General features: G+C 57.2%; 18 protein-coding genes. 15 read left to right on the top strand and 3 right to left on the bottom strand.

The genetic code is table 11. The features are described from left to right. The first annotated feature begins 5 nt into the window (after nt 1-5). The 12 genes from ACGK9W_RS01880 to ACGK9W_RS01935 all read left to right on the top strand — a co-directional run bounded on the left by ACGK9W_RS01880 (nt 6) and on the right by ACGK9W_RS01935 (nt 12,490). Complete coding sequence (locus ACGK9W_RS01880) at nt 6-965, top strand: SUMF1/EgtB/PvdO family nonheme iron enzyme (protein ID WP_008175932.1); 960 nt, start codon at nt 6-8, stop codon at nt 963-965. Between the two features lie 197 nt (nt 966-1,162). Beyond that, nucleotides 1,163-2,266: an AI-2E family transporter gene (locus tag ACGK9W_RS01885; protein WP_405418895.1), complete on the top strand. Its 1,104-nt coding sequence runs from the start codon at nt 1,163-1,165 to the stop codon at nt 2,264-2,266. A 100-nt stretch (nt 2,267-2,366) separates the two neighbouring features. After that, nucleotides 2,367-3,509 carry a zinc-binding dehydrogenase gene (locus ACGK9W_RS01890; protein ID WP_405418896.1) on the top strand — a complete coding sequence of 381 codons (1,143 nt, stop codon included), beginning with the start codon at nt 2,367-2,369 and terminating at the stop codon, nt 3,507-3,509. Then, on the top strand, nt 3,509-4,570 hold the full coding sequence (locus ACGK9W_RS01895; RefSeq protein WP_008175927.1) for a proline racemase family protein: 1,062 nt from the start codon (nt 3,509-3,511) through the stop codon (nt 4,568-4,570). The genes ACGK9W_RS01890 and ACGK9W_RS01895 overlap by 1 nt, the downstream gene beginning before the upstream one ends. A 172-nt stretch (nt 4,571-4,742) precedes the next feature. Continuing rightward, nucleotides 4,743-6,392: an AMP-binding protein gene (locus ACGK9W_RS01900; protein WP_008175924.1), complete on the top strand. Its 1,650-nt coding sequence runs from the start codon at nt 4,743-4,745 to the stop codon at nt 6,390-6,392. Continuing rightward, on the top strand, nt 6,389-6,805 hold the full coding sequence (locus ACGK9W_RS01905; protein WP_008175922.1) for a PaaI family thioesterase: 417 nt from the start codon (nt 6,389-6,391) through the stop codon (nt 6,803-6,805). Before ACGK9W_RS01900 ends, ACGK9W_RS01905 begins: the two co-directional genes overlap by 4 nt. A 4-nt stretch (nt 6,806-6,809) precedes the next feature. Continuing rightward, a complete protein-coding gene (locus tag ACGK9W_RS01910; RefSeq protein ID WP_008175921.1) occupies nt 6,810-7,613 on the top strand; it encodes an alpha/beta fold hydrolase in 804 nt (267 codons plus the stop codon). 78 nt (nt 7,614-7,691) lie between these two features. Next, on the top strand, nt 7,692-8,495 hold the full coding sequence (locus tag ACGK9W_RS01915; protein ID WP_008175919.1) for an ABC transporter ATP-binding protein: 804 nt from the start codon (nt 7,692-7,694) through the stop codon (nt 8,493-8,495). Beyond that, nucleotides 8,492-9,214, top strand: coding sequence for an ABC transporter ATP-binding protein (locus tag ACGK9W_RS01920; RefSeq protein WP_008175916.1), 723 nt, complete (start codon nt 8,492-8,494; stop codon nt 9,212-9,214). The genes ACGK9W_RS01915 and ACGK9W_RS01920 overlap by 4 nt, the downstream gene beginning before the upstream one ends. A gap of 72 nt (nt 9,215-9,286) precedes the next feature. Continuing rightward, nucleotides 9,287-10,498, top strand: coding sequence for an ABC transporter substrate-binding protein (locus ACGK9W_RS01925; protein ID WP_008175914.1), 1,212 nt, complete (start codon nt 9,287-9,289; stop codon nt 10,496-10,498). Nucleotides 10,499-10,604: 106 nt separating this feature from the next. Beyond that, entirely contained in the window at nt 10,605-11,492 is an 888-nt protein-coding gene (locus ACGK9W_RS01930; RefSeq protein ID WP_008175912.1) for a branched-chain amino acid ABC transporter permease, read from the top strand. A 2-nt stretch (nt 11,493-11,494) separates the two neighbouring features. After that, nucleotides 11,495-12,490 carry a branched-chain amino acid ABC transporter permease gene (locus ACGK9W_RS01935; RefSeq protein WP_008175909.1) on the top strand — a complete coding sequence of 332 codons (996 nt, stop codon included), beginning with the start codon at nt 11,495-11,497 and terminating at the stop codon, nt 12,488-12,490. 81 nt (nt 12,491-12,571) lie between these two features. Here ACGK9W_RS01935 and ACGK9W_RS01940 read toward each other — a convergent pair whose 3' ends face one another. Next, on the bottom strand, nt 12,572-13,099 hold the full coding sequence (locus tag ACGK9W_RS01940) for a hypothetical protein (RefSeq protein WP_008175906.1): 528 nt from the start codon (nt 13,097-13,099) through the stop codon (nt 12,572-12,574). A gap of 113 nt (nt 13,100-13,212) precedes the next feature. Here ACGK9W_RS01940 and ACGK9W_RS01945 point away from each other — a divergent pair, with 113 nt between their 5' ends. After that, entirely contained in the window at nt 13,213-14,382 is a 1,170-nt protein-coding gene (locus ACGK9W_RS01945; protein ID WP_008175904.1) for an efflux RND transporter periplasmic adaptor subunit, read from the top strand. Beyond that, the gene (locus tag ACGK9W_RS01950) at nt 14,379-16,871 is read left to right on the top strand and encodes an efflux RND transporter permease subunit (RefSeq protein WP_405418901.1); all 2,493 of its coding nucleotides are present in this window, start codon (nt 14,379-14,381) and stop codon (nt 16,869-16,871) included. The genes ACGK9W_RS01945 and ACGK9W_RS01950 overlap by 4 nt, the downstream gene beginning before the upstream one ends. Before the next feature lie 12 nt (nt 16,872-16,883). On the opposite strand, the gene ACGK9W_RS01955 is transcribed toward ACGK9W_RS01950, so the two are convergent. Next, on the bottom strand, nt 16,884-17,657 hold the full coding sequence (locus tag ACGK9W_RS01955; RefSeq protein WP_008175902.1) for a class III extradiol ring-cleavage dioxygenase: 774 nt from the start codon (nt 17,655-17,657) through the stop codon (nt 16,884-16,886). 25 nt (nt 17,658-17,682) lie between these two features. Continuing rightward, nucleotides 17,683-18,123: a DoxX family protein gene (locus ACGK9W_RS01960; RefSeq protein WP_008175901.1), complete on the bottom strand. Its 441-nt coding sequence runs from the start codon at nt 18,121-18,123 to the stop codon at nt 17,683-17,685. A gap of 104 nt (nt 18,124-18,227) precedes the next feature. On the opposite strand from ACGK9W_RS01960, the gene ACGK9W_RS01965 reads away from it, so the two are divergent. Further along, nucleotides 18,228-19,118 (top strand): LysR family transcriptional regulator, encoded by an 891-nt coding sequence (locus tag ACGK9W_RS01965; RefSeq protein ID WP_008175900.1) that lies wholly within the window; start codon nt 18,228-18,230, stop codon nt 19,116-19,118. Nucleotides 19,119-19,136: the final 18 nt, after the last annotated feature.

Genomic DNA, 19,136 nt, shown 5'->3' on the forward strand with positions numbered 1-19,136 from the left:
AGTGGATGTTGAGAACTGAACGGTTGAAGGTGATTGGTCTGACGATAATGCCGATTTTCTTGGTGGCATGTGGTGGTCTTGGTGGTGCTGATGGTGATAGCTCTGTATCCCGTATTGTGGAAAACGCTATCGAGAATCAGGTTTTTGTTGAAGGCGGTGAATTTGAACTCGGAGACGTGGGTCGCCCCGATGGTTCTGCCTACGTGACGTTGGTTGATCATAGTCGCCCGGCAATTGAGGTAAGGGTCGATAGCTATTCAATCTCACGCTACGAAACTACTTGGGGCCAAATGAGGGTGTATTACGAAGCTACAGGGCGGCTTTCTCAATATGAGGCGTCACCGTTCAAACAACGATATGTAACCTCGCCAACTGACGATCGTTTGTCACCTTACTTCCGAAACAAGCCTGCCAGAGTGCCCAATTATGGAGAGGCCGAAGGCTATTGTGACTGGTTAGCTCAGGAGACTGGGTTGCCTTTTGCACTACCGACTGAGGCGCAATGGGAGTACGCGGCCAGAAGCCGAGGGCGTGAGGTAGCCTACGCGACAGACTCCGGTGAAGTGCAAAAAGATCCATACTTGCGGCGCCCTACAGAGTACGTGGACCCGTCGATTCCTCCTTCCGGCAACACTTTGATCCATTCTTCGCTTAAATTTGAGCGCCGGCCGGTTGGCAGTTATCCCCCAAATTCCCTGGGCCTCTACGACATGACTGGGAATGTCGCTGAGTGGACGCAGGATTGGTTTCAGGAGGATTACTACGAGCAAGCTCCCAGAGATAACCCCAGTGGGCCCGAGAAGCCGGCCAATCCAGACAGGCCAGAAAAAACCGTAAGGGATTGGGGAGGTCACGGAGACAGCATGGGGGGAGCAGGTACAGTGTTTATGCGGGCGGGTGAGCCTGTATCGGCGTCAGGAACGGGCTTTCGGTGTGTCGTCAATCATCCCGAGCCGATAAACTAGGGAATGACAGGAATCCGTCAAAAAAATTGAAGTGCCGAGCTTACATTTCGTTTTCGAAACTTCGGTTTTTGCTTCAAGTGAACCCCGCGTAACCCTCTCCCGGGTGCGCTCGCGCCATGGTGAAGGTAGACTGACCGTTTTTAACACTGGCCTGGATTTACCGGGCCAGCTTTTTTTCACGGTATACAGGCTTCATCATGGAAGACCAATCCACAAATAAGGAACCGGCGGGTGAGAACAAGCGCCTGCTGATTTCATCGGATCTTGCCACGCCGATATACGGTTTGTTCGGCCTGGGAATCCTGTACACCCTGTACGTTGCTCATCAGATTGTCCTGCCCATCATTCTTGCGGTAATGACGAGCCTGTTGCTCTCGCCCCTGGTCAAGAAGGCATACGTTAAGTGGCGGGTTCCCCGGATGATCAGCTCCCTGGTGTTTGTGCTCCTGGTGCTCGCCGGCATCGTCGGCATTACACTGGCCGTCGCGACGCCTGCCCTCAAGTGGGTTGAGGAAGTGCCCCAGGGGATATCGAGGCTGCTGGTGGGCGAGAGCGAAATCAGTCGCCAGATCGCCAGAGTCTCCGAGTCTGCGGAACAGGTTGAAAAGTCCGTTGAGGAGCTCTCGGAGTCAGAAAGGCAACAGCCAACGACGGTTGTTCTGCAGACGGATTCCTGGCGCAACCAGTTGATGACCAAAGCCCGGAACGGCATCGCTGGCCTGGCTTTGGCACTGGCATTGACCTATTTCCTGTTGGTGAGCGGTGATCGTCTGATCAAGAACTTTGTTCGTCATTTGCCTATTGATCAGGGGAAAACCGTGCTTCGGATTACCCACGATTCTCAGCATCAGATTGCCCAGTACCTGGGCGTTCTCGGCCTGAGCAATCTGGTTGTGGGCACAACCACCGGGCTGATCTGCTGGGCGGTCGGCCTTCCCGATCCGGCTGTCTGGGGACTGGTCGCAGGGCTGGCGCGGTTCATTCCCTATTTGGGCAATATTCTCTCGATCTCGTTGCTGACCATCGTGTCTGTGGTCAGTCTGGACGAGCTCTGGATGATGGCTGTCGCGCCCCTGGGATTCCTGGGGCTGACCACGCTTGTCGGACTGTTTATTGAGCCCTGGATTCATGGCTTTCGTATGGCCATCAATCCGGTGATCATCTTCGTCTCGATCTTCTTCTGGGGCTGGCTCTGGGGGCCGGTGGGCGTGCTACTGGCGGTGCCTCTGATGACGGTCATCCAGGTGGTACTCAAACAGATTCCCAAGCTGCGTCCTGTCTACAAAGTGATTGCCCGGTAGTCTGATAATGGATACCCGCAACACGCACTGACACGCCCGGTAAACTCACCTATCCTCTTTGAATACCCGAAATTCAGCAAACAGGGAGGATCGTCAGCCCATGATCCCGAACACCATGAAAGCCATGGTTCTTACCGGTCACGGTGATGTCGATAAACTGGAGTACCAAGATGTGCCTGTTCCTGCGCCCGGAGCCGGCCAGGTGCTTGTTCAGGTTACGGCAACGGCGAAGAACAACACCGACCGCAAGGCACGGGAAGGGCTGTATCCCACCAAAAAAGGCGAAATGACATCCTTCCAGATGGGCGGCAAGCCCACGCTGGTTTTTCCGCGGATTCAGGGGGCCGACATCGCCGGGCGTGTCGTGGCTGTTGGTGACGGTGTGGATGAGTCCCGCATTGGAGAACGGGGCCTTCTGGATTTCAACATCTACGCCAATGACCGCCGAGACATCAATCTCACGCCCGATTACTACGGCCACGGTGCCGACGGCGGTTACGCGGAATACGTAGCGCTGCCGGCTGACCAGTTCCATCACATACCCAATGCCGAACTGGCGGATGCCGAAGTGGCGTCCATGGGCATGTGTTCCTACCAGACCGCCATGCACATGCTTACCTCGGCCAACATCAAGGTCGGAGAGCGGGTCCTGGTGACCGGCGCGAGCGGGGGCGTTGGCACGGCCCTGATCCAGCTTTGCCGAATTATGGGGGCTATTCCCTATGCTCTCAGTAAACAGGACAAAGCGGCAGCGCTGTTGGAACTGGGCGCCGAGGCGGTGCTGGATCGCTCCGATATGGACAGCTTTGTAGATCGGGTGAAAGCGGAAACCGGAGGCAAGCCCATTAATGCGGTGATGGATCTGGTGGGCGGAGAGATGACCGATGTGTTCATCGATACCATGATCTTCGATATGAACGCCCGCAGCACCTACCCGCGACTGAGTATTGCAGGGGCAAGTGGAGGCAACATCAGCGAAATCCTGTGGACCCGGATCTACCTCTACCAGGTACAGATTTTCGGGGTATCTCATGGCACCCGCGAAGAGGCGGAACAACTTATGGCCTGGATCCGGGGAGGGCAACTGAAACCGGTTCTGCACGGTGCGTTTCGGCTCTCTGATCTGCACCGGGCAGAAGAATATTTTGTGAACCGGGGTAGTAATTATCTCGGCAAGATCGTGATCGTTCCCGACTCACAATGGGAAGAACACGGCCAACCCTGGTCACTGGAGAGCGCTTGATGAAACCGGAACTTACCATTCAGTTGATGGATACCCATGCCGGCGGTGATGTCAGCCGGATCGTGACCGGTGGCATTGATCTTTTGCCCGGTGATACCGTGCGAGCGCAGATGGAGTACCTGCGGGATGACGCCGACGGTCTACGCCGGCTTTTGCTGGAAGAGCCCTACGGGATACCGGAAATGTCTGTGGATCTGTTGGTGCCGCCCACGGATCCGCGAGCTGCCGCCGGTTACATCATCATGGAAGTCATGGGCTACCCTATCTACTCGGGCTCCAACACCATCTGCACGGCTACTGCGGTGCTGGAAGCGGGCATTGTGCCCAAACAGGAAGGCCAGCAGAGTTTTATACTGGAATCGCCCGCCGGACTGGTCCAGATTGAGGCGACGGTGCACGACGGAGTGGTAGAAGCCATCACCTGTGAGGGTCTGCCCAGCTATATCCACACCTACAAGGCCACCATCGACGTGCCTTCGCTGGGCGAGATTACCTACAGTGTTGCATACAGCGGCGGCTTTTATGCGCTGGTGGATGCAGCCAGCATGGGCTTCGATCTGACCCTGGACGAAGAACGCAAACTCGCAGAAACCGCCCACGCCATTGTCGAGGCGATTCAGGCAGAGCGGGGCTTTTCCCATTATACGCTTGGCGACGTAGGGCCACTGCCGTTCCTGCACTTCATGGGCCCTGTGGAACATGTGGCAGAGGGCTATTACCGGTCCCGCTCGGCAACCTATGTGCATCCCGGGGTGATCTGTCGGAGCACAACGGGCACTGGCACGTCCGCCCGTCTGGCGTTGATGAACTACGAAGGCAGTATCAAGCCGGGCGACAAGCTGGAAACCGTTTCCCTCAGAGAGACGGGTTTTATCGGTGAATTCACTTCGGTTGAGGAAGAGGGTGAGTACCAGGTGATCAAAAACAGCATCACCGGCAAGGGTTATGTCATTGCCCGCTCCGACATCGTGGTCAATTGCGATGATCCCATGGTGGAATGCGACTCCCTGCACCACATACTTTCAAGCCGCCATCCCGGGAAGATTACGCCGAAATCCTGATTTTCGTGTTTGATCCCTTCAAGGGTGCGGCAGGCCTGTCGCACCCGCTTTTCCTGCTCATAAAGCCACACAGATTTCTTCCTTTTTGGTCTAAAGTTTACCTTTACGTAAAGTGAAGCCTGTGCTAAACCTTGACCCGTGCTTTCAATGATAAAAACAACAGGAGTTGAGAATGAGCCTTCCGGAATATACCGACGTTTACAACAACTTCGATCCTGCTGCTCTGGAAGCGGACATCCTGGATGGACGTCTGGATAGCGGGCTCAATGTCTGTCACGAAATCTGCGACAAATGGGCAGATGACCCGAGTCGGGTTGCGCTTTACTACGAAACCGAAGATGGCGGTGACGGCACTCTGACTTTCGCCGAGCTGAAAGAGGCCTCTGCGCGTTTTGCCAATTATCTGAAATCCCAGGGCATCGGAAAGGGCGACCGGGTGGCTGCACTCCTGCCGCGCACTCCGGAGCTGCTGATCGTTATCGCCGGAACCCTGCGTGCTGGTGCCGTGTATCAGCCGCTGTTCACGGCCTTTGGTTCCGGGGCCATTGAGTACCGGTTCGAGCGAGCCAGCACCAAGCTGGTGGTGACCAACCCGGAGAACTATCCCAAGCTGAACGACGTCAAGGTCTGCCCGCCGATTGTGGGTGTAAACGCCAGTGAGATTGGCGCGGACATCCCTGACTTCGAAGAGACCCTGGCGGCCCAGTCGAGCGATTTCGAGCCTGTCATGATCAAGGGCGACGATCCATTCCTGCAGATGTTCACTTCTGGCACCGTGGGTAAGTCCAAGGGGGTTGCGGTACCGGCCAAAGCGCTGTTGGCGTTCTACGTTTACATGAAATACGCCATTGATCTGCAGGATGGTGACAGGTTCTGGAACGTGGCCGATCCCGGTTGGGCCTACGGTCTTTACTATGCCGTGGTTGGGCCGCTGCTGATGGGCCACGCCACGCACTTCAACCCGGGTGGTTTTACCCCGGAATCCACCTACGACATGATCCGCAAGTACAAGATCACCAACCTGGCTGCGGCGCCTACGGCTTACCGTTTGCTCAAGGCAAACGATCACGTGCTGCCGGAAGGCGAGAACCTGGGCCTTCGGGTTGCCAGCAGTGCCGGCGAGCCTCTGAACCCGGAAGTGGTGAACTGGATTCGCAACCGTCACTACTGCCCGGTTAAAGATCATTACGGCCAGACCGAGACTGGCATGACCTGCTGCAACTTCCACGGTCTGGCGCATCCGGTCCGTGAAGGCTCCATGGGCTATGCTTCTCCTGGCCACAAGGTGGTCGCGCTGAACGAGAAAAACGAGGTTGTAGGCGAGGGTGAAGTTGGTCAGCTGGCGGTTGACGTAAAAGCGTCCCCGCTTTTTCACTTCGACGGTTACACCTGGGGTGAAAAGGACCCGTTCGTTAACGGCTACTACCTCACCGGTGACATGGTCATCAACCACGGCAATGGCAACTTCTCCTTCAGTGGCAGGGATGATGACATCATCACCACGGCCGGCTACCGGGTGGGACCGGCAGACGTCGAGAGCACGCTGCTTGAGCACGCCGCTGTGGCGGAGTCCGGCGTTGTCGGCAAGCCGGACGAAAAGCGCGGTTCCATCATCAAGGCTTATGTGGTGATCAAGGGCGATTACGCTCTTGGAGACGAACAGGCCCTGAAAGACGAACTGCAGGAGTTGGTTCGTCGCAGGCTCTCGACCCACGCCTTCCCCCGGGAGATTGAGTTTGTCGATGAGCTGCCGAAGACTCCCAGCGGCAAGATCCAGCGGTTTGTCCTGCGTAATCAGGCCAAGGAAGAAATCGGCGCATGATCATTACGTTCGAAGAGCTGCAGGCCTTCCTTGACGAGCAGTTTCCGCAGGGGGAGGCCTACGGCACCCTGCAGAAGCTCGGGGATGGCTGGGCAGAAATGAAACTGGAAGTGGATGAGGCGCATCTCAGGCCCGGGGGCACCGTCTCCGGGCCGGCCATGATGGGGCTGGCGGATGTCACCCTTTATGCGGCGCTGTTGAGCAAGATTGGCCTGGTTCCCCTGGCGGTGACCACCAATCTGAACATTAATTTTCTGCGCAAGCCGGTGGCGCATCAGCCCATCTGGGCCCGTGCCACCATGCTGAAAGTCGGCCGTACCATGGGCGTGGGCGAAGTGTTCGTTTACTCGGAAGGTGCCGAAGAGCCGGTTGCTCACTCCACCATGACCTATTCAATTCCGCCAAACCGGTAATCCCATGCAGATTCGTGACATGATGGTGCCGATAGGCGACGGTATTGAGCTGGAAGTCAGGCGAATCCAGCACGCGGAACCGAAAGGGCCGGTGCTGGTTTTTCTCCACGAGTCCCTGGGCAGCATCGCCTTGTGGCGTAAGTTTCCGGAAAAGCTCGCGAAAGCAACCGGCTGCGACGCGCTGATCTACAATCGTCAGGGCTATGGCCATTCTTCCGATGAAGAGCTCCCGCGCCCACACGATTACCTTGAGACAGCTGGCGAACAGTGGTTGCCCCGTCTCCTGGACAAGCTCGAAATCAGGGATGTGGTGCTGATAGGGCACAGCGACGGTGGTTCCATTGCCCTCGTGACTGCCGGCACCATGGGGGGCCGTGTAAAGGCGCTGGCGACCATGGCGGCGCACATCTATGCCGATCACCTGACCCTCGCTGGTATCGAGGAAATGGCTGTACGTTACCGGGAGACGGATATCCGGGATCGTTTGGCGCGCTATCACGGCAACCGGACTGACGATCTTTTCAACGCCTGGCAGACAGTCTGGCGTGACGAAGGGTTTCAGGCGGCGATGGATTTCAGTCGCTGGCTGGCGGCAATTGAATGTCCGGCTATTATCATTCAGGGAGAAAACGACGAATACGGAGTGCCGGAGCAGGTCACGGATATCGTTGCCGGCATCGGACCAAAGGCCCGCGGCGTTCTTCTCGAGGATGCGGGGCACTCGCCACACCTGGAAAAGCAGGACCAGGTAGTAGAACTCCTATACGACTTTTTGCGTAGCGAGAGTGTACTTAAAAACTGCAATTAAGTGTTGACGTTTACGTATACGTCAATCTAATCTGGTAGTCAGATAAAACGCACAACAATAACAAAGGTAGATTGGCTCATGAGTGAACAGTACGTTCTGGAGACCCGTAACCTTGTCAAAGAATTCAAGGGCTTTGTTGCGGTCGACGACGTGAACCTGAAGGTCCAGAAAGGCCACATTCACGCCCTGATCGGCCCCAATGGTGCCGGCAAGACCACGGTCTTCAATCTGCTCACCAAATTCCTGATCCCGACCCGGGGCCAGATCCTGTTCAAGGATCAGGACATCACCACCATGAAGTCCGCCGCCATCGCCCGCCAGGGCATTGTTCGCTCGTTTCAGATCTCAGCCGTATTTCCACACATGACCGCGCTGGAGAACATCCGGGTAGCCTTGCAGACGTTCGAGGGCACCTCCTTCAGTTTCTGGAAATCCGGTAACTCCCTGCACAAGCTCAACCAGCGTTGCATGGAGCTCCTGGACGCCGTGGGCCTGGCTGAATTCGCCAACACCACCACGGTTGAGTTGGCGTACGGGCGCAAACGGGCGTTGGAACTGGCCACCACGCTTGCCATGGAGCCCCAACTTTTGTTGCTGGACGAGCCAACCCAGGGCATGGGTTCGGAAGACGTTGATCGCGTTGTGGAACTGGTACGCAAGGCTGCCGAAGGACGAACTGTCCTGATGGTTGAGCACAACCTCAGCGTAGTCAGCAAGCTCTGTGATCGCATCACCGTACTGGCTCAGGGCGCTGTTCTGACCGAAGGCGATTACGCGACGGTTTCCGGCGATCCACGGGTTCGCGAGGTGTATATGGGCAGTGATGGTAGCGGCGAGCGCGGCACCACCGCCGACAATGATCAGGCGGAGGCAGCGCAATGACCACGAAATCCGACCGCGAGTACGAACAGCTGCGACTGTCCGGATTGCACGCCTTTTACGGCGAATCTCACATCCTCCACGGCATCGACATGGTGGTGAACCGCGGGGAACTGGTGACGTTGTTGGGTCGCAATGGCGCGGGCCGTAGCACAACGCTCAAAGCCATCATGAATATGGTTGGCCGGCGCACCGGCTCCATTATGATCAATGGTGAGGAGACAATGTCCTGTGCACCTCATCATATTGCCAGGTTGGGTGTCGGGTATTGCCCCGAACATCGGGGCATTTTTTCCTCACTCAGTGTCCAGGAAAACCTGACACTACCGCCAGTTGTGCGTAGCGGCGGCATGAGCCTGGAAGAAATCTACAACATGTTCCCCAACCTTTATGAACGTCGCTTCAGCCAGGGCACCAAGCTGTCCGGAGGCGAACAGCAGATGCTGGCCATGGCGCGTATTCTGCGCACCGGCGCCAACATGCTGTTGCTGGACGAGATCACAGAGGGCCTGGCCCCGGTTATTGTAGAAAAGCTGGGAGAGGTCCTGATTGCCCTGAAAAACAAGGGCCTGACCATTGTCCTGGTTGAACAGAATTTCCACTTCGCAGCACCGTTAGCCGACCGTCATTACGTTGTTGAGCACGGTCAGATTGTGGAAGAAGTCAGCGCCAACGAACTGAGTGCAAAACAGTCGGTGCTGGATGGCTATTTGGGGGTCTGATCCCGGATAGGACGAGAGCAAGAAAAGTAACAACAACCCGAACCAACGCAAGACAGTAGCGGAGATACAACAATGACAATGATGAAAAAGCTTCTGACATCAGCCGTTGCATCAGCCATGATGGTAGGCGGAGCCCAGGCGGCCATTTCCAACGACACGGTCAAGATCGGTTATCTGGCGGACATGTCCGGCACTTACCGTGATCTGGCAGGCCCCAACGGGCTGAAAGCCCTGGAAATGGCGATTGCCGATTTTGGTGGCCAGGTAAATGGCGCCAAGATTGAAGTGGTGAGCGCCGATGACCGTAACAGCCCGGATACCTCATCCAGCACCGTACGTCGCTGGGTTGAGAACGAGGATGTCGATCTCGTAGCCGGTATGGTGGCTTCCTCTGTTTCCATCGCCGTGAGCAAGATTCTGGAAGAGCACGATCGCCTCGGTATCATTTCCGGTTCAGCGGCTTCCAGCATCACCAACGAGCACTGTACCCCGAACCACATCCACTACGTTTACGACACCTATCCGCTGGCCAACGGCACCGCCAGTGCGGTCGTTAAAGAAGGTGGCAAAACCTGGTACATGCTGACTGCCGATTACGCTTTCGGTCATGCTTTGGAAGGCGACGTGACTCGCGTGGTCGAAGCCAACGGTGGTGAAATCATCGGTTCAGTGCGTCATCCGTTCCCCACTCAGGACTTCTCATCGTTCATCCTGCAGGCTCAGGCATCCGGTGCTGATGTTATCGGTCTGGCAAACGCCGGCGCCGACACAACCAACGCCATCACCACCGCCAGTGAGTTCGGCGTAACCCAGTCCGGCCAGACTCTGGCGGCACTGCTGCTGTTCCTGACTGACGTACATGCGCTTGGCGCTCAGACGGCCCAGGGTATCCAGCTCACCACCGGTTGGTACTGGGACATGAACGATGAAACCCGTGAGTGGTCTGATCGCTTCATGGAAGAAACCGGCGTGCGTCCGACCATGGTTCACGCTGGCATCTACTCCAGCGCCATGCAGTACCTGAAAGCCGTAGAGGCCACCGGTTCTGACGATGCCCAGACTGTGCGCAAGCAGATGATGGACACTCCGATCAACGACATGTTTGCCAAGAACGGCAAGATCCGCGTTGACGGCCGCATGGTGCACGATATGTACCTGGCGGAAGTGAAGACCCCGGCCGAGTCCAAGAACGAGTGGGATCTGTACAAGATTCTGCGGACCATCCCGGCCGAAGAGTCCTACCGTCCGCTCTCCGAGAGCAAGTGCAAGCTGGTCAATAACTAAAAGCGACCGTTATGGGTTCGTCCTGCAACAGGGCAGGGCGAACCCATGAAAACGGAAAAGAATAAAGCCAAAAAACAATCCCTGTGCTGCTTCTGGAGTTAGCCCAATGTCCATGATTTTCGGCGTCCCTTTAGCTGTGCTATCCGGCCAGCTCCTGATCGGAATAATCAACGGCGCCTTTTACGCCCTTCTGAGCCTTGGGCTCGCGGTCATCTTCGGTCTGCTGAAGATCATCAATTTTGCCCATGGCGCAATGTATATGCTCGGTGCTTTGACCACCGTCCTGATGTTCGACTATCTGGGCGTGAATTACTGGGTCGCCTTATTGCTGGCGCCACTTCTGGTTGGTGCCTTCGGTGTCGCCATTGAATATTTTCTGCTGCGTCGCATTGCGGGGCAGGATCACATCTACAGTCTGCTGCTGACGTTCGGCGTCGCGCTGATCATCTCGGGTGTACTGGTGAACTGGTTCGGGGTTTCCGGGCTTCGCTACACCATGCCGGACATGTTCAAGGGTGGCGTAAACCTCGGCTTCATGTTCATGCCGTACTACCGGGCCTGGGTCATCGTAGCGGCACTGGTCGTCTGCTTTGCAACCTGGTTCGTGATTGAGAAAACCAAGCTGGGCGCCTACCTGCGGGCCGGCACGGAAGACTCTCAATTGATGCAGGGTTTTGGCATTAACGTGCCGCTTCTGATTAGCCTCACCTACGGGTTTGGTGTTGCGCTGGCAGCCTTTGCAGGTGTTCTGGCCGCGCCCATCTACTCGGTGACACCGGTCATGGGGTCGGCCACACTGATTACGGTCTTCGCCGTGGTGGTTATCGGCGGTATGGGCTCCATCGGCGGCGCCATCATCACCGGTATTCTGATGGGCGTGATTGAAGGGCTCACCAAAACCTTCTACCCGCCGGCATCCTCGGCGATCATCTTCCTGGTCATGGTTCTGGTTCTTATGTTCCGGCCCAGTGGCTTGTTCGGTAAGGAGGCATAACCATGAATCAGCCAGTCAATTCCGCCGACATTCACAAGGCTATCGTTCAGGAACAGGCCGCTCAGGATCGCAAAAAGATGATGCTGAACGGTGTCCTGCTGCTCCTCCTGCTGGCGGCACCGTTCATGATCTATCCGGTCTTCCTCATGAAGATCCTGTGCTTCGCGCTGTTTGCGGTGGCGTTCAACCTTCTGTTCGGCTTCACCGGCCTGTTGTCATTTGGCCACGCAGCCTTCCTGGCCACAGGGGGCTACACCACCGGTTACCTGCTCAGTAATTACAGCGGGCTAAGCACCGAGATGGGCATCATCGCCGGTACGCTGGCGGCCACAGTGCTCGGTACTGGCTTTGCGTTGCTGTCGATTCGTCGCCAGGGTATCTATTTCGCGATGGTAACCCTCGCGCTTGCCCAGCTTGTGTTCTTCTTCTTCGTCCAGTCTGAATTCACGGGTGGTGAGGACGGTATGCACGGCATTCCTCGTGGCGAGTTGTTGGGCTTCATCAATCTTGAAGACAACCTGAACATGTATTACTTCGTCCTGGCGGTGTTCATCGCCTGCTACCTGTTGGTACAGCGTATCGTCGGTAGTCCGTTCGGCCAGGTGCTGAAGGCGATCAAGCAGAACGAACCCCGTGCCGTCTCCCTGGGCTACAACGTCGATCGCTACAAGGTGCTCGCGTTCGTCATCTCGGCGGCCCTGGCCGGTCTGGCCGGTTCCATGAAGTCTGTGGTGTTCCAGCTTGCCTCCCTCAACGATGCCCACTGGCATATGTCGGGCGAGGTCATCCTGATGACTCTGGTTGGTGGTATGGGAACACTGTTGGGCCCGGTGGTTGGTGCCACCTTCGTGGTGAACATCGAGTACCAGTTGTCCCAGGGTGCCCTGCGTGACTGGGTGGACCCAATCCTCGGCGGGATTTTCGTCCTGACGGTACTGGCATTCCGTAGCGGTATCGTGGGAGAGATCCAGAAGTTCGTGAAAAAGAACCTGGGCTGACGCCTGCTTTAGCTCGGAAAACAAAAAGGGCCACCTCTGGGGGTGGCCCTTTTTGTTGTTCAACTGGCAGGGTTTCTCGGGTTAGAACTCCGCCAAACGACTGGGTGTACCCACATACACATAAACCGCTGAATCGCCGCGGAAGGCCACCTTGTGAACCGATACATTCGGTTTCCCAGCCTCAGCCGCGCTGAACCGGGTGACCATTCCTGCATTCATCCCATCCCTCGTTCTTTCCCCTTCAGTGCTTGACCAGCTATCACCCAGGCACTGCCCCATCCAGTTTACAGCCGTGTTGTACCTGGTGGTCGCCACCTCGTCGTTGGGAGTATTGCCGGAGCAGACGTAGGCGCTGTCGTTATTGGCCCAGCTCCAGACTTCGCAGTGTCCGCGGATTATCTGTTCTTTGGCATTGTAGACAGTTACCGAGCTGAAACTATTGGAGCTGCCACGGTAAGCCTCAAAACCAGAGGGGTAATCAGCAACGATGCCTTTCAGTGAGGCGCAGGGATCGTCAACGCCCAGTGACAGCGTGTTCTGAATTGAGCATCCCGCCAGGGAAAGCCCGATGATGACGGAAGTAAATTTTACGGTTTTGGGGATTTTCATTGAGTGGATCTCTGAAACGAACGATTCAGGGAAATATAGCAAAGATTCGACTAATCTTATTTTCGACTTGATTGAACCCCGCCAAGAGACTGCCATTTCAGGGAAGACAGACGATGGAAGGCTATAAGAAATTCCGCATTGCCGTAGTTTCACTGTGTGCAGTTTTGTTGTTGGCAGGCTGTTCCGAGCCTCAGGAGCCAAAGCAAACCAGTCCCGTTGCCGTTTCCGTGGTGGTACTTGAGGCCAGTGAAATCCGGCCTTCCCGGGAGTTTGTTGCCAGAACGGCCGCTTCCGCCAAAGCGGATATCACGCCGCGCATAGAAGCGGAAATCCGGGAAATTCTTTTTACCGAGGGCGCGAAAGTCAGCCAGGGCGAGCTCCTGATCCGGCTTGAGGACACTCGCGCAAGCGCTGATCTCCAACAGGCGGATGCAGAACTGGCTGCGGCCCGCGCCGAAGTGGATTCTGCGAGCCGAAATCTGAAACGAGGGGAAGAAGTGTCGGAGAAAGGCTTCCTGTCGGCTGCAGACCTGGACAAACTCAAAGACCGCTTCAGCGCAGCTGAAAGCCGCCTTCAGGCTGCCCAGGCGGCCGTTCAGAAGGCAGGAAGTAACCTCGAGTACTCTGAAATACGAGCACCCTTTGATGGCTGGATCGGCCGCCTGAACTATGACGTAGGAGCCGTGGTCAGTCCCTCTTCTGGAGCAATAACCTCTATCCAGGTTACCGACCCTGTCTACGTCGAATTCCAGATCAATGAGGCTGACTTTATTAACTTCCGCCGCCGGGGAGCGGAATCTGCTCAAGCGCTATCCAGATCCCTGGGGCTCTATCTTACCCTGCCAGATGGCGAGCGCTATGAGCAGCCTGGTGTGCTGGATTTCGCCGACGTACAGACCGATGCCAGTACGGGGACCGTCGAGATGCGAGCGGTCTTCCCCAATCCCGATGCGGTCCTCGTGCCAGGCCTGTACGTGACACTCCGGGTTGAGGGGCAGTCGGGTGAGGCCAAGGTGCTTGTCCCTCAGGTAGCGGTTCAGGAGACCATTGAAGGAAAGTTTGTTCTGGTGGTTGATGACCAGAATCAGGTTGCCCAGCACTTCATCCAGACCGGCTCTCGGGAAGGAGCGCTGCTGGTGGTCAACTCAGGGCTCGAAGCCGGTGACCAGGTGATTGTGGAGGGCCTCCAGAAAGTTCGGCCCGGAGTCACAGTCAGTGCTGCTCAAAAACAGATTGACCCGCAAACCGGAGCACTCATCCAGACGGGTGAGGCGAGCCAATGATCAGCCGGGTTTTTATCCATCGACCGAAGTTTGCGTTTGTTATTTCCATCCTGATTACCCTGGCCGGGCTACTGGCGTTACGCATTCTGCCGGTCAATATGTATCCGGACATGGCCCCGCCCCAGGTTCAGGTGACCGCATCGCTTCCCGGGGCCAGCGCCCAGGTAAACGTCCAGAACCGCGTTGCCCTGGCGGAACCGTTTTTGCCCGATGAAGTCCGGCGACAGGGCGTGGTGGTCAGCAAGCAGGCTGGCAACATGCTGATGGGTATCAACCTGACCTCCGAGCGACCGGATCTCGACGGCGTCTTTCTCAGCAACTACGCCTCCAATAACCTGGTCGAAGCCCTTGGTCGGGTGCCAGGCGTCGGTTCTGCGGAAGTGATGGGCGCGAAAGATTACAGCATGCGAGTCTGGCTGGATCCCCGCCGGATGGCCTCACTGGATGTGACCGTCGCCGAGGTTGCTGCCGCGCTTCGTGAGCAGAACCAGATTGTCGCGGCCGGCAAACTCGGCCAGCCGCCCGTGCCTGCGGGCCAGCAGTTTGTCTACAGCATTCAGACCCGGGAGCGCCTGTCAGATCCCGACGAGTTCGCCCAGACCATTCTCCGCTCAAGGCCCGATGGCGGTTTTGTGCGCCTCAGAGACGTCGGGCGTATCGAACTGGGCTCCCGTTCCTATACCTCCACCGCGAAACTGAACAATCAGGACACGGCATTCCTGGTGATCTACCAGCTGCCCGATGCCAATGCTCTGGAGGTCGCGGAACGGGTAAAAGCACTGGTTGATGAGGCGTCCGCGAGTTTTCCGGAGGGTGTGAATCACACCGTACTGTACGACACCACGGAGTTTATCAGCCGCTCCATCAGCGAAGTCATCGTTACCCTGTTCCAGGCCGTCGGCCTGGTGATCCTGGTGGTGTTCCTGTTCCTGCAGAACTGGCGGGCCACGCTGATTCCCAGTATCGCGATCCCGGTCTCCCTGATCGGCACCTTTGCTGTTATGGCTGTGCTGGGTTATTCCATCAACACCATCACGCTGTTCGGGCTGGTTCTGGCGATTGGCATTGTGGTGGATGACGCCATCATGGTTATCGAGAACGTTGAGCGCATCCTTGCCGAGGAGAAGCTGCCGATACGAGAGGCAGTTACCAAGGCAATGGCGGAAGTCACAGGGCCGGTGATTGCCACCACGCTGGTGTTGCTGGCCGTGTTCGTACCGGTGGCCTTCATGCCGGGGATCACCGGAAAATTCTACCAACAATTCTCGGTCACCATCTCGGTAGCCGTGATCATCTCCTCCATAAACGCTCTTACCCTCAGCCCGGCCCTTTGCGTCGCGCTGCTCGGAAAAGGCGGAGAAAAGACCATTGGTTGGCTCCGGCCCTTCGAGTTACTGATTACGCGAACAACCGGTGGTTACTCAAAGCTGGTCGTGCAGCTGCTACGCAAAGGCGCTCTCGTTGGCGTGACCCTGGTGGTGATACTGGTCGCTGGGGCCGGCCTGTTCAAATCCGTGCCATCGGCGTTCGTGCCGCCGGAAGACCAGGGCTTCCTGTTCGTGGATGTGCAATTGCCCGATGCTGCTTCCCTCGAGCGCACCGAAGCCGTACTCGGCAAAGTTACTGATATGGTTCTGGAAGATCCGGCAGTGACCGATTTCATCACCGTGTCTGGCTTCTCGTTGCTGGGCGGCGCTGCCACCAACAACGGTCTGGGAATCGTCATGCTCAAGGACTGGGAAGACCGGGAAGAGCCAGCTCTGGGGCTGAGCGCGGTGATCCCCCGGCTCTACTCCGGGCTCTGGACAATCCCCGAGGCCCAGGTGATGGTCTTCAACCCGCCTCCGATTCCGGGCCTGGGTACCTCCTCCGGCTTCAATTTCCGGCTGCAAGACAACCAGGGCAGGGATGTCTCGGAACTGGCCCAGGTGATGAATGGTCTCATCTACGAGGCCAATCAGCGTAAAGAGCTATCCCGTGTTTACAGCACCTATCGCGCGAACATTCCGCAATATCTGCTGGAGGTTGAGAGGAATAAAGCCAAGGCCCTGGGTATTGAGCTCTCCGATATCTTCTCTACCCTGCAGACCCAGCTCGGCTCGCTCTACGTGAATGACTTCACCCGGTTCGGTAAGAACTACCGCGTACTTCTTCAGGCCGAAGGCGAGTTCCGGCAGCGTCCGGAGGACCTGTCCCATTACTTTGTCCGCAACCGGGATGGCGACATGGTGCCACTGACCACGCTGGCTTCGCTCCAGCCTGTGCTCGGGCCCTCAAGCATCCAGCATTTCAACTTGAAGCGCTCGATAACCATCTCCGGGGAGGCGGCAGCGGGCTTTGCCAGTGGCGCCGGGGCTGCAAGCCGGGTAAGCCTCGGTATTACGGTTCTCAGTGGCATGGTTGCCGCCACCGTTCTGGGCACATTGCTGGTCCCGGTATTTTACAAATGGATCCAGTCTGTCCGGGACCGCCGCCAACCGGCAGCGTAGTTCGCTGACCGTTCAGGCTGGGTGCTGAAAAACGAAGGCATCCATGGCCAGAACACCGTGTTCGATCCCGCCATCAATCAGCCCGCCGGGTTGCTGCTCCCCGGCTGCACCGGCGGCCACCAGCAAAGGTAGAAAATGCTCGGTGGTTGGGTGCGCCCGCTTGGCATGGGGGGCCTCCTCCAACGCTGCTATCAGTTGCTGATGGTCGCCGTCCTGCACTTTGGCACGGACCCAATCCGTGAATTCCCTCGCATACCCGGATGCGTTCGGGTCACCCCAGCGAACCTCATACAGATTGTGGGTAAGGCTGCCTGATCCGATGATGAGCACACCATCATGCTCGAGCGGCTGCAGGGTCTGGCCCAACCGCCAGGCAGACGCAGGCCCAAGATCCGTTGGCATCGAAACCTGGAATACCGGAACCGAATGATCAGGGAACAGGTGCATCATTGGCACCCAGGCCCCGTGATCCAGCCCCCGGGTCTCGTCAGCACTGGCCTTCCAGCCCCCTGCCTCCAACAACGCCAGAGCAGTTCGCGCAAGTTTCGGATGGCCTGGTGCCGGATAGTCGAGGTTATAGAGTTCGGGTGGAAAACCCCGAAAATCGTGAATCGTCTCGGGTGTTTCCGAGACGCCTACCCGGATTTCTTCCGTCATCCAGTGTGGTGAAACCACCAGCACAGCTGCGGGCCGGGTCAGGCGTTTGCCCAGCTCTGTCAGGGCCGGGCCAGCAAGGCCCGGCTCCAGCGCAAAGGTGGGAGCGCCGTGGGAAACAAACAGACTCATGATTTGCTCCTCCGGGTTGCGGTGGTTATCGGGCTGCAATCGCGCGGTCAATGGACGCGCGGCCTGCGCCGCTGAATACCAGGGATACCGATACGGCCAGCAAGGCCAGGCCAAACTCGTAACCATTGTTACTCATGAACAGGCCGTTGCCGATATGAACGCTGAAAATGGCGATCAGCATGGCGAATGCCAGTACCGCGCTGGCGGGGCGAACCAGCAGGCCGATGATCAGAGCCAGGCCACCAAAGAATTCCGCACCGCCGGCCAACAAGGCCATCAGGTAGCCGGGACTCAGCCCGATGGAATCCATCCATTGTCCTGTGCCTTCCAGGCCATAGCCGCCAAACCAGGCAAACAGTTTCTGGGCGCCATGAGCGGCGAAAATGATACCGACGGGAATTCGAAGGGCCAGAGCGCCCCAGCCTGCGTCAGTGGCGATCAGTTTGTTCAGGAATGCGTTGTTCATGATGAATCTCCTTGGGTGTGTTGTGAGCATGTGGGTACTTTACAAATATCAATAAAAGGGATAAACGTGGCTTTAATGAATTAACTGTTCCGGAAAATGAAACAATGGATCGATTGCTGGAGATGCAGACGTTCTGCACCGTGGTTGAGGCGGGGAGCTTTGTGGCTGCGTCGGAGAATCTGGGGATGTCCAAGGCCGCTGTCTCGCGTTATGTCAGCGAGCTGGAAACCCGTCTAGGGGTTCGGCTGTTGCAGCGGACCACCCGCCGCCTGTCGCTTACGGGGGAGGGCGAGGTGTTTTATGTCCGATGCCGGGAGTTGCTGGCCGGTGTTGAAGAGGCAGAAGCGGAAATTACCTCCCGCAATGATGTCGCAAGAGGCACGCTAAGGGTGAACGCGCCGGTCAGCTTCGGAATCAGCCACCTGGCACCTTTGTGGGGAGAATTTCACGCCCGCTATCCGGATGTGGAGCTGTCGATTGATCTTTCAGACCGGCTGGTGGACATCGTTGAGGAAGGCTTTGATCTGGCCATCCGCATTGCCACATTGCAGAGCTCCACGCTGGTCAGCCGACGGATCACCTCTACCCGGCTCATTGCCTGTGCCTCGCCGGATTACATCGCCACCCACGGTTCCCCAGCCAAACCGGAAGATCTGACCAGCCACCGGATCATCGGTTATAGCAACTTCACCACGGGCAACGACTGGCCCTTTGAAGGCCCGGAAGGCGCCACTAGTGTGCGGGTGCGGCCGTGGATGTACGCCAACAACGGTGAAACCTGCTGCGGTGCTGCCCTGGCCGGCCAGGGCATTGTTCTCCAGCCCGGCTTTCTGGTGCATAAAGATCTCGAAGCCGGGCGCCTGATGGAGCTGATGCCAGCGTATCGTTCCACCGAGCTTGGCGTATACGCCGTCTATCCCACCCGCAAGTTCGTCACACCCAAAGTCCGTGCGCTGGTTGACTACCTTGTCTCTGCCTTTCCCGATGCCCTGTGAGGACGCGAGCGGGGCCTC

The sequence above is a fragment of the Marinobacter flavimaris genome (assembly GCF_045057155.1).
GTDB lineage: Bacteria > Pseudomonadota > Gammaproteobacteria > Pseudomonadales > Oleiphilaceae > Marinobacter > Marinobacter manganoxydans.

Excerpts from the sequence above, each read along its gene's own strand:
- ACGK9W_RS01900 (WP_008175924.1), top strand. The coding sequence starts at position 4,743 with ATGAGCCTTCCGGAATATACCGACGTTTACAACAACTTCGATCCTGCT.
- ACGK9W_RS01910 (WP_008175921.1), top strand. The coding sequence starts at position 6,810 with ATGCAGATTCGTGACATGATGGTGCCGATAGGCGACGGTATTGAGCTG.
- ACGK9W_RS01955 (WP_008175902.1), bottom strand. The coding sequence starts at position 17,657 with ATGAGTCTGTTTGTTTCCCACGGCGCTCCCACCTTTGCGCTGGAGCCG.
- ACGK9W_RS01905 (WP_008175922.1), top strand. The coding sequence starts at position 6,389 with ATGATCATTACGTTCGAAGAGCTGCAGGCCTTCCTTGACGAGCAGTTT.
- ACGK9W_RS01960 (WP_008175901.1), bottom strand. The coding sequence starts at position 18,123 with ATGAACAACGCATTCCTGAACAAACTGATCGCCACTGACGCAGGCTGG.
- ACGK9W_RS01945 (WP_008175904.1), top strand. The coding sequence starts at position 13,213 with ATGGAAGGCTATAAGAAATTCCGCATTGCCGTAGTTTCACTGTGTGCA.
- ACGK9W_RS01880 (WP_008175932.1), top strand. The coding sequence starts at position 6 with ATGTTGAGAACTGAACGGTTGAAGGTGATTGGTCTGACGATAATGCCG.
- ACGK9W_RS01895 (WP_008175927.1), top strand. The coding sequence starts at position 3,509 with ATGAAACCGGAACTTACCATTCAGTTGATGGATACCCATGCCGGCGGT.
- ACGK9W_RS01930 (WP_008175912.1), top strand. The coding sequence starts at position 10,605 with ATGTCCATGATTTTCGGCGTCCCTTTAGCTGTGCTATCCGGCCAGCTC.
- ACGK9W_RS01935 (WP_008175909.1), top strand. The coding sequence starts at position 11,495 with ATGAATCAGCCAGTCAATTCCGCCGACATTCACAAGGCTATCGTTCAG.
- ACGK9W_RS01925 (WP_008175914.1), top strand. The coding sequence starts at position 9,287 with ATGACAATGATGAAAAAGCTTCTGACATCAGCCGTTGCATCAGCCATG.
- ACGK9W_RS01920 (WP_008175916.1), top strand. The coding sequence starts at position 8,492 with ATGACCACGAAATCCGACCGCGAGTACGAACAGCTGCGACTGTCCGGA.
- ACGK9W_RS01965 (WP_008175900.1), top strand. The coding sequence starts at position 18,228 with ATGGATCGATTGCTGGAGATGCAGACGTTCTGCACCGTGGTTGAGGCG.
- ACGK9W_RS01940 (WP_008175906.1), bottom strand. The coding sequence starts at position 13,099 with ATGAAAATCCCCAAAACCGTAAAATTTACTTCCGTCATCATCGGGCTT.
- ACGK9W_RS01890 (WP_405418896.1), top strand. The coding sequence starts at position 2,367 with ATGATCCCGAACACCATGAAAGCCATGGTTCTTACCGGTCACGGTGAT.
- ACGK9W_RS01950 (WP_405418901.1), top strand. The coding sequence starts at position 14,379 with ATGATCAGCCGGGTTTTTATCCATCGACCGAAGTTTGCGTTTGTTATT.
- ACGK9W_RS01885 (WP_405418895.1), top strand. The coding sequence starts at position 1,163 with ATGGAAGACCAATCCACAAATAAGGAACCGGCGGGTGAGAACAAGCGC.
- ACGK9W_RS01915 (WP_008175919.1), top strand. The coding sequence starts at position 7,692 with ATGAGTGAACAGTACGTTCTGGAGACCCGTAACCTTGTCAAAGAATTC.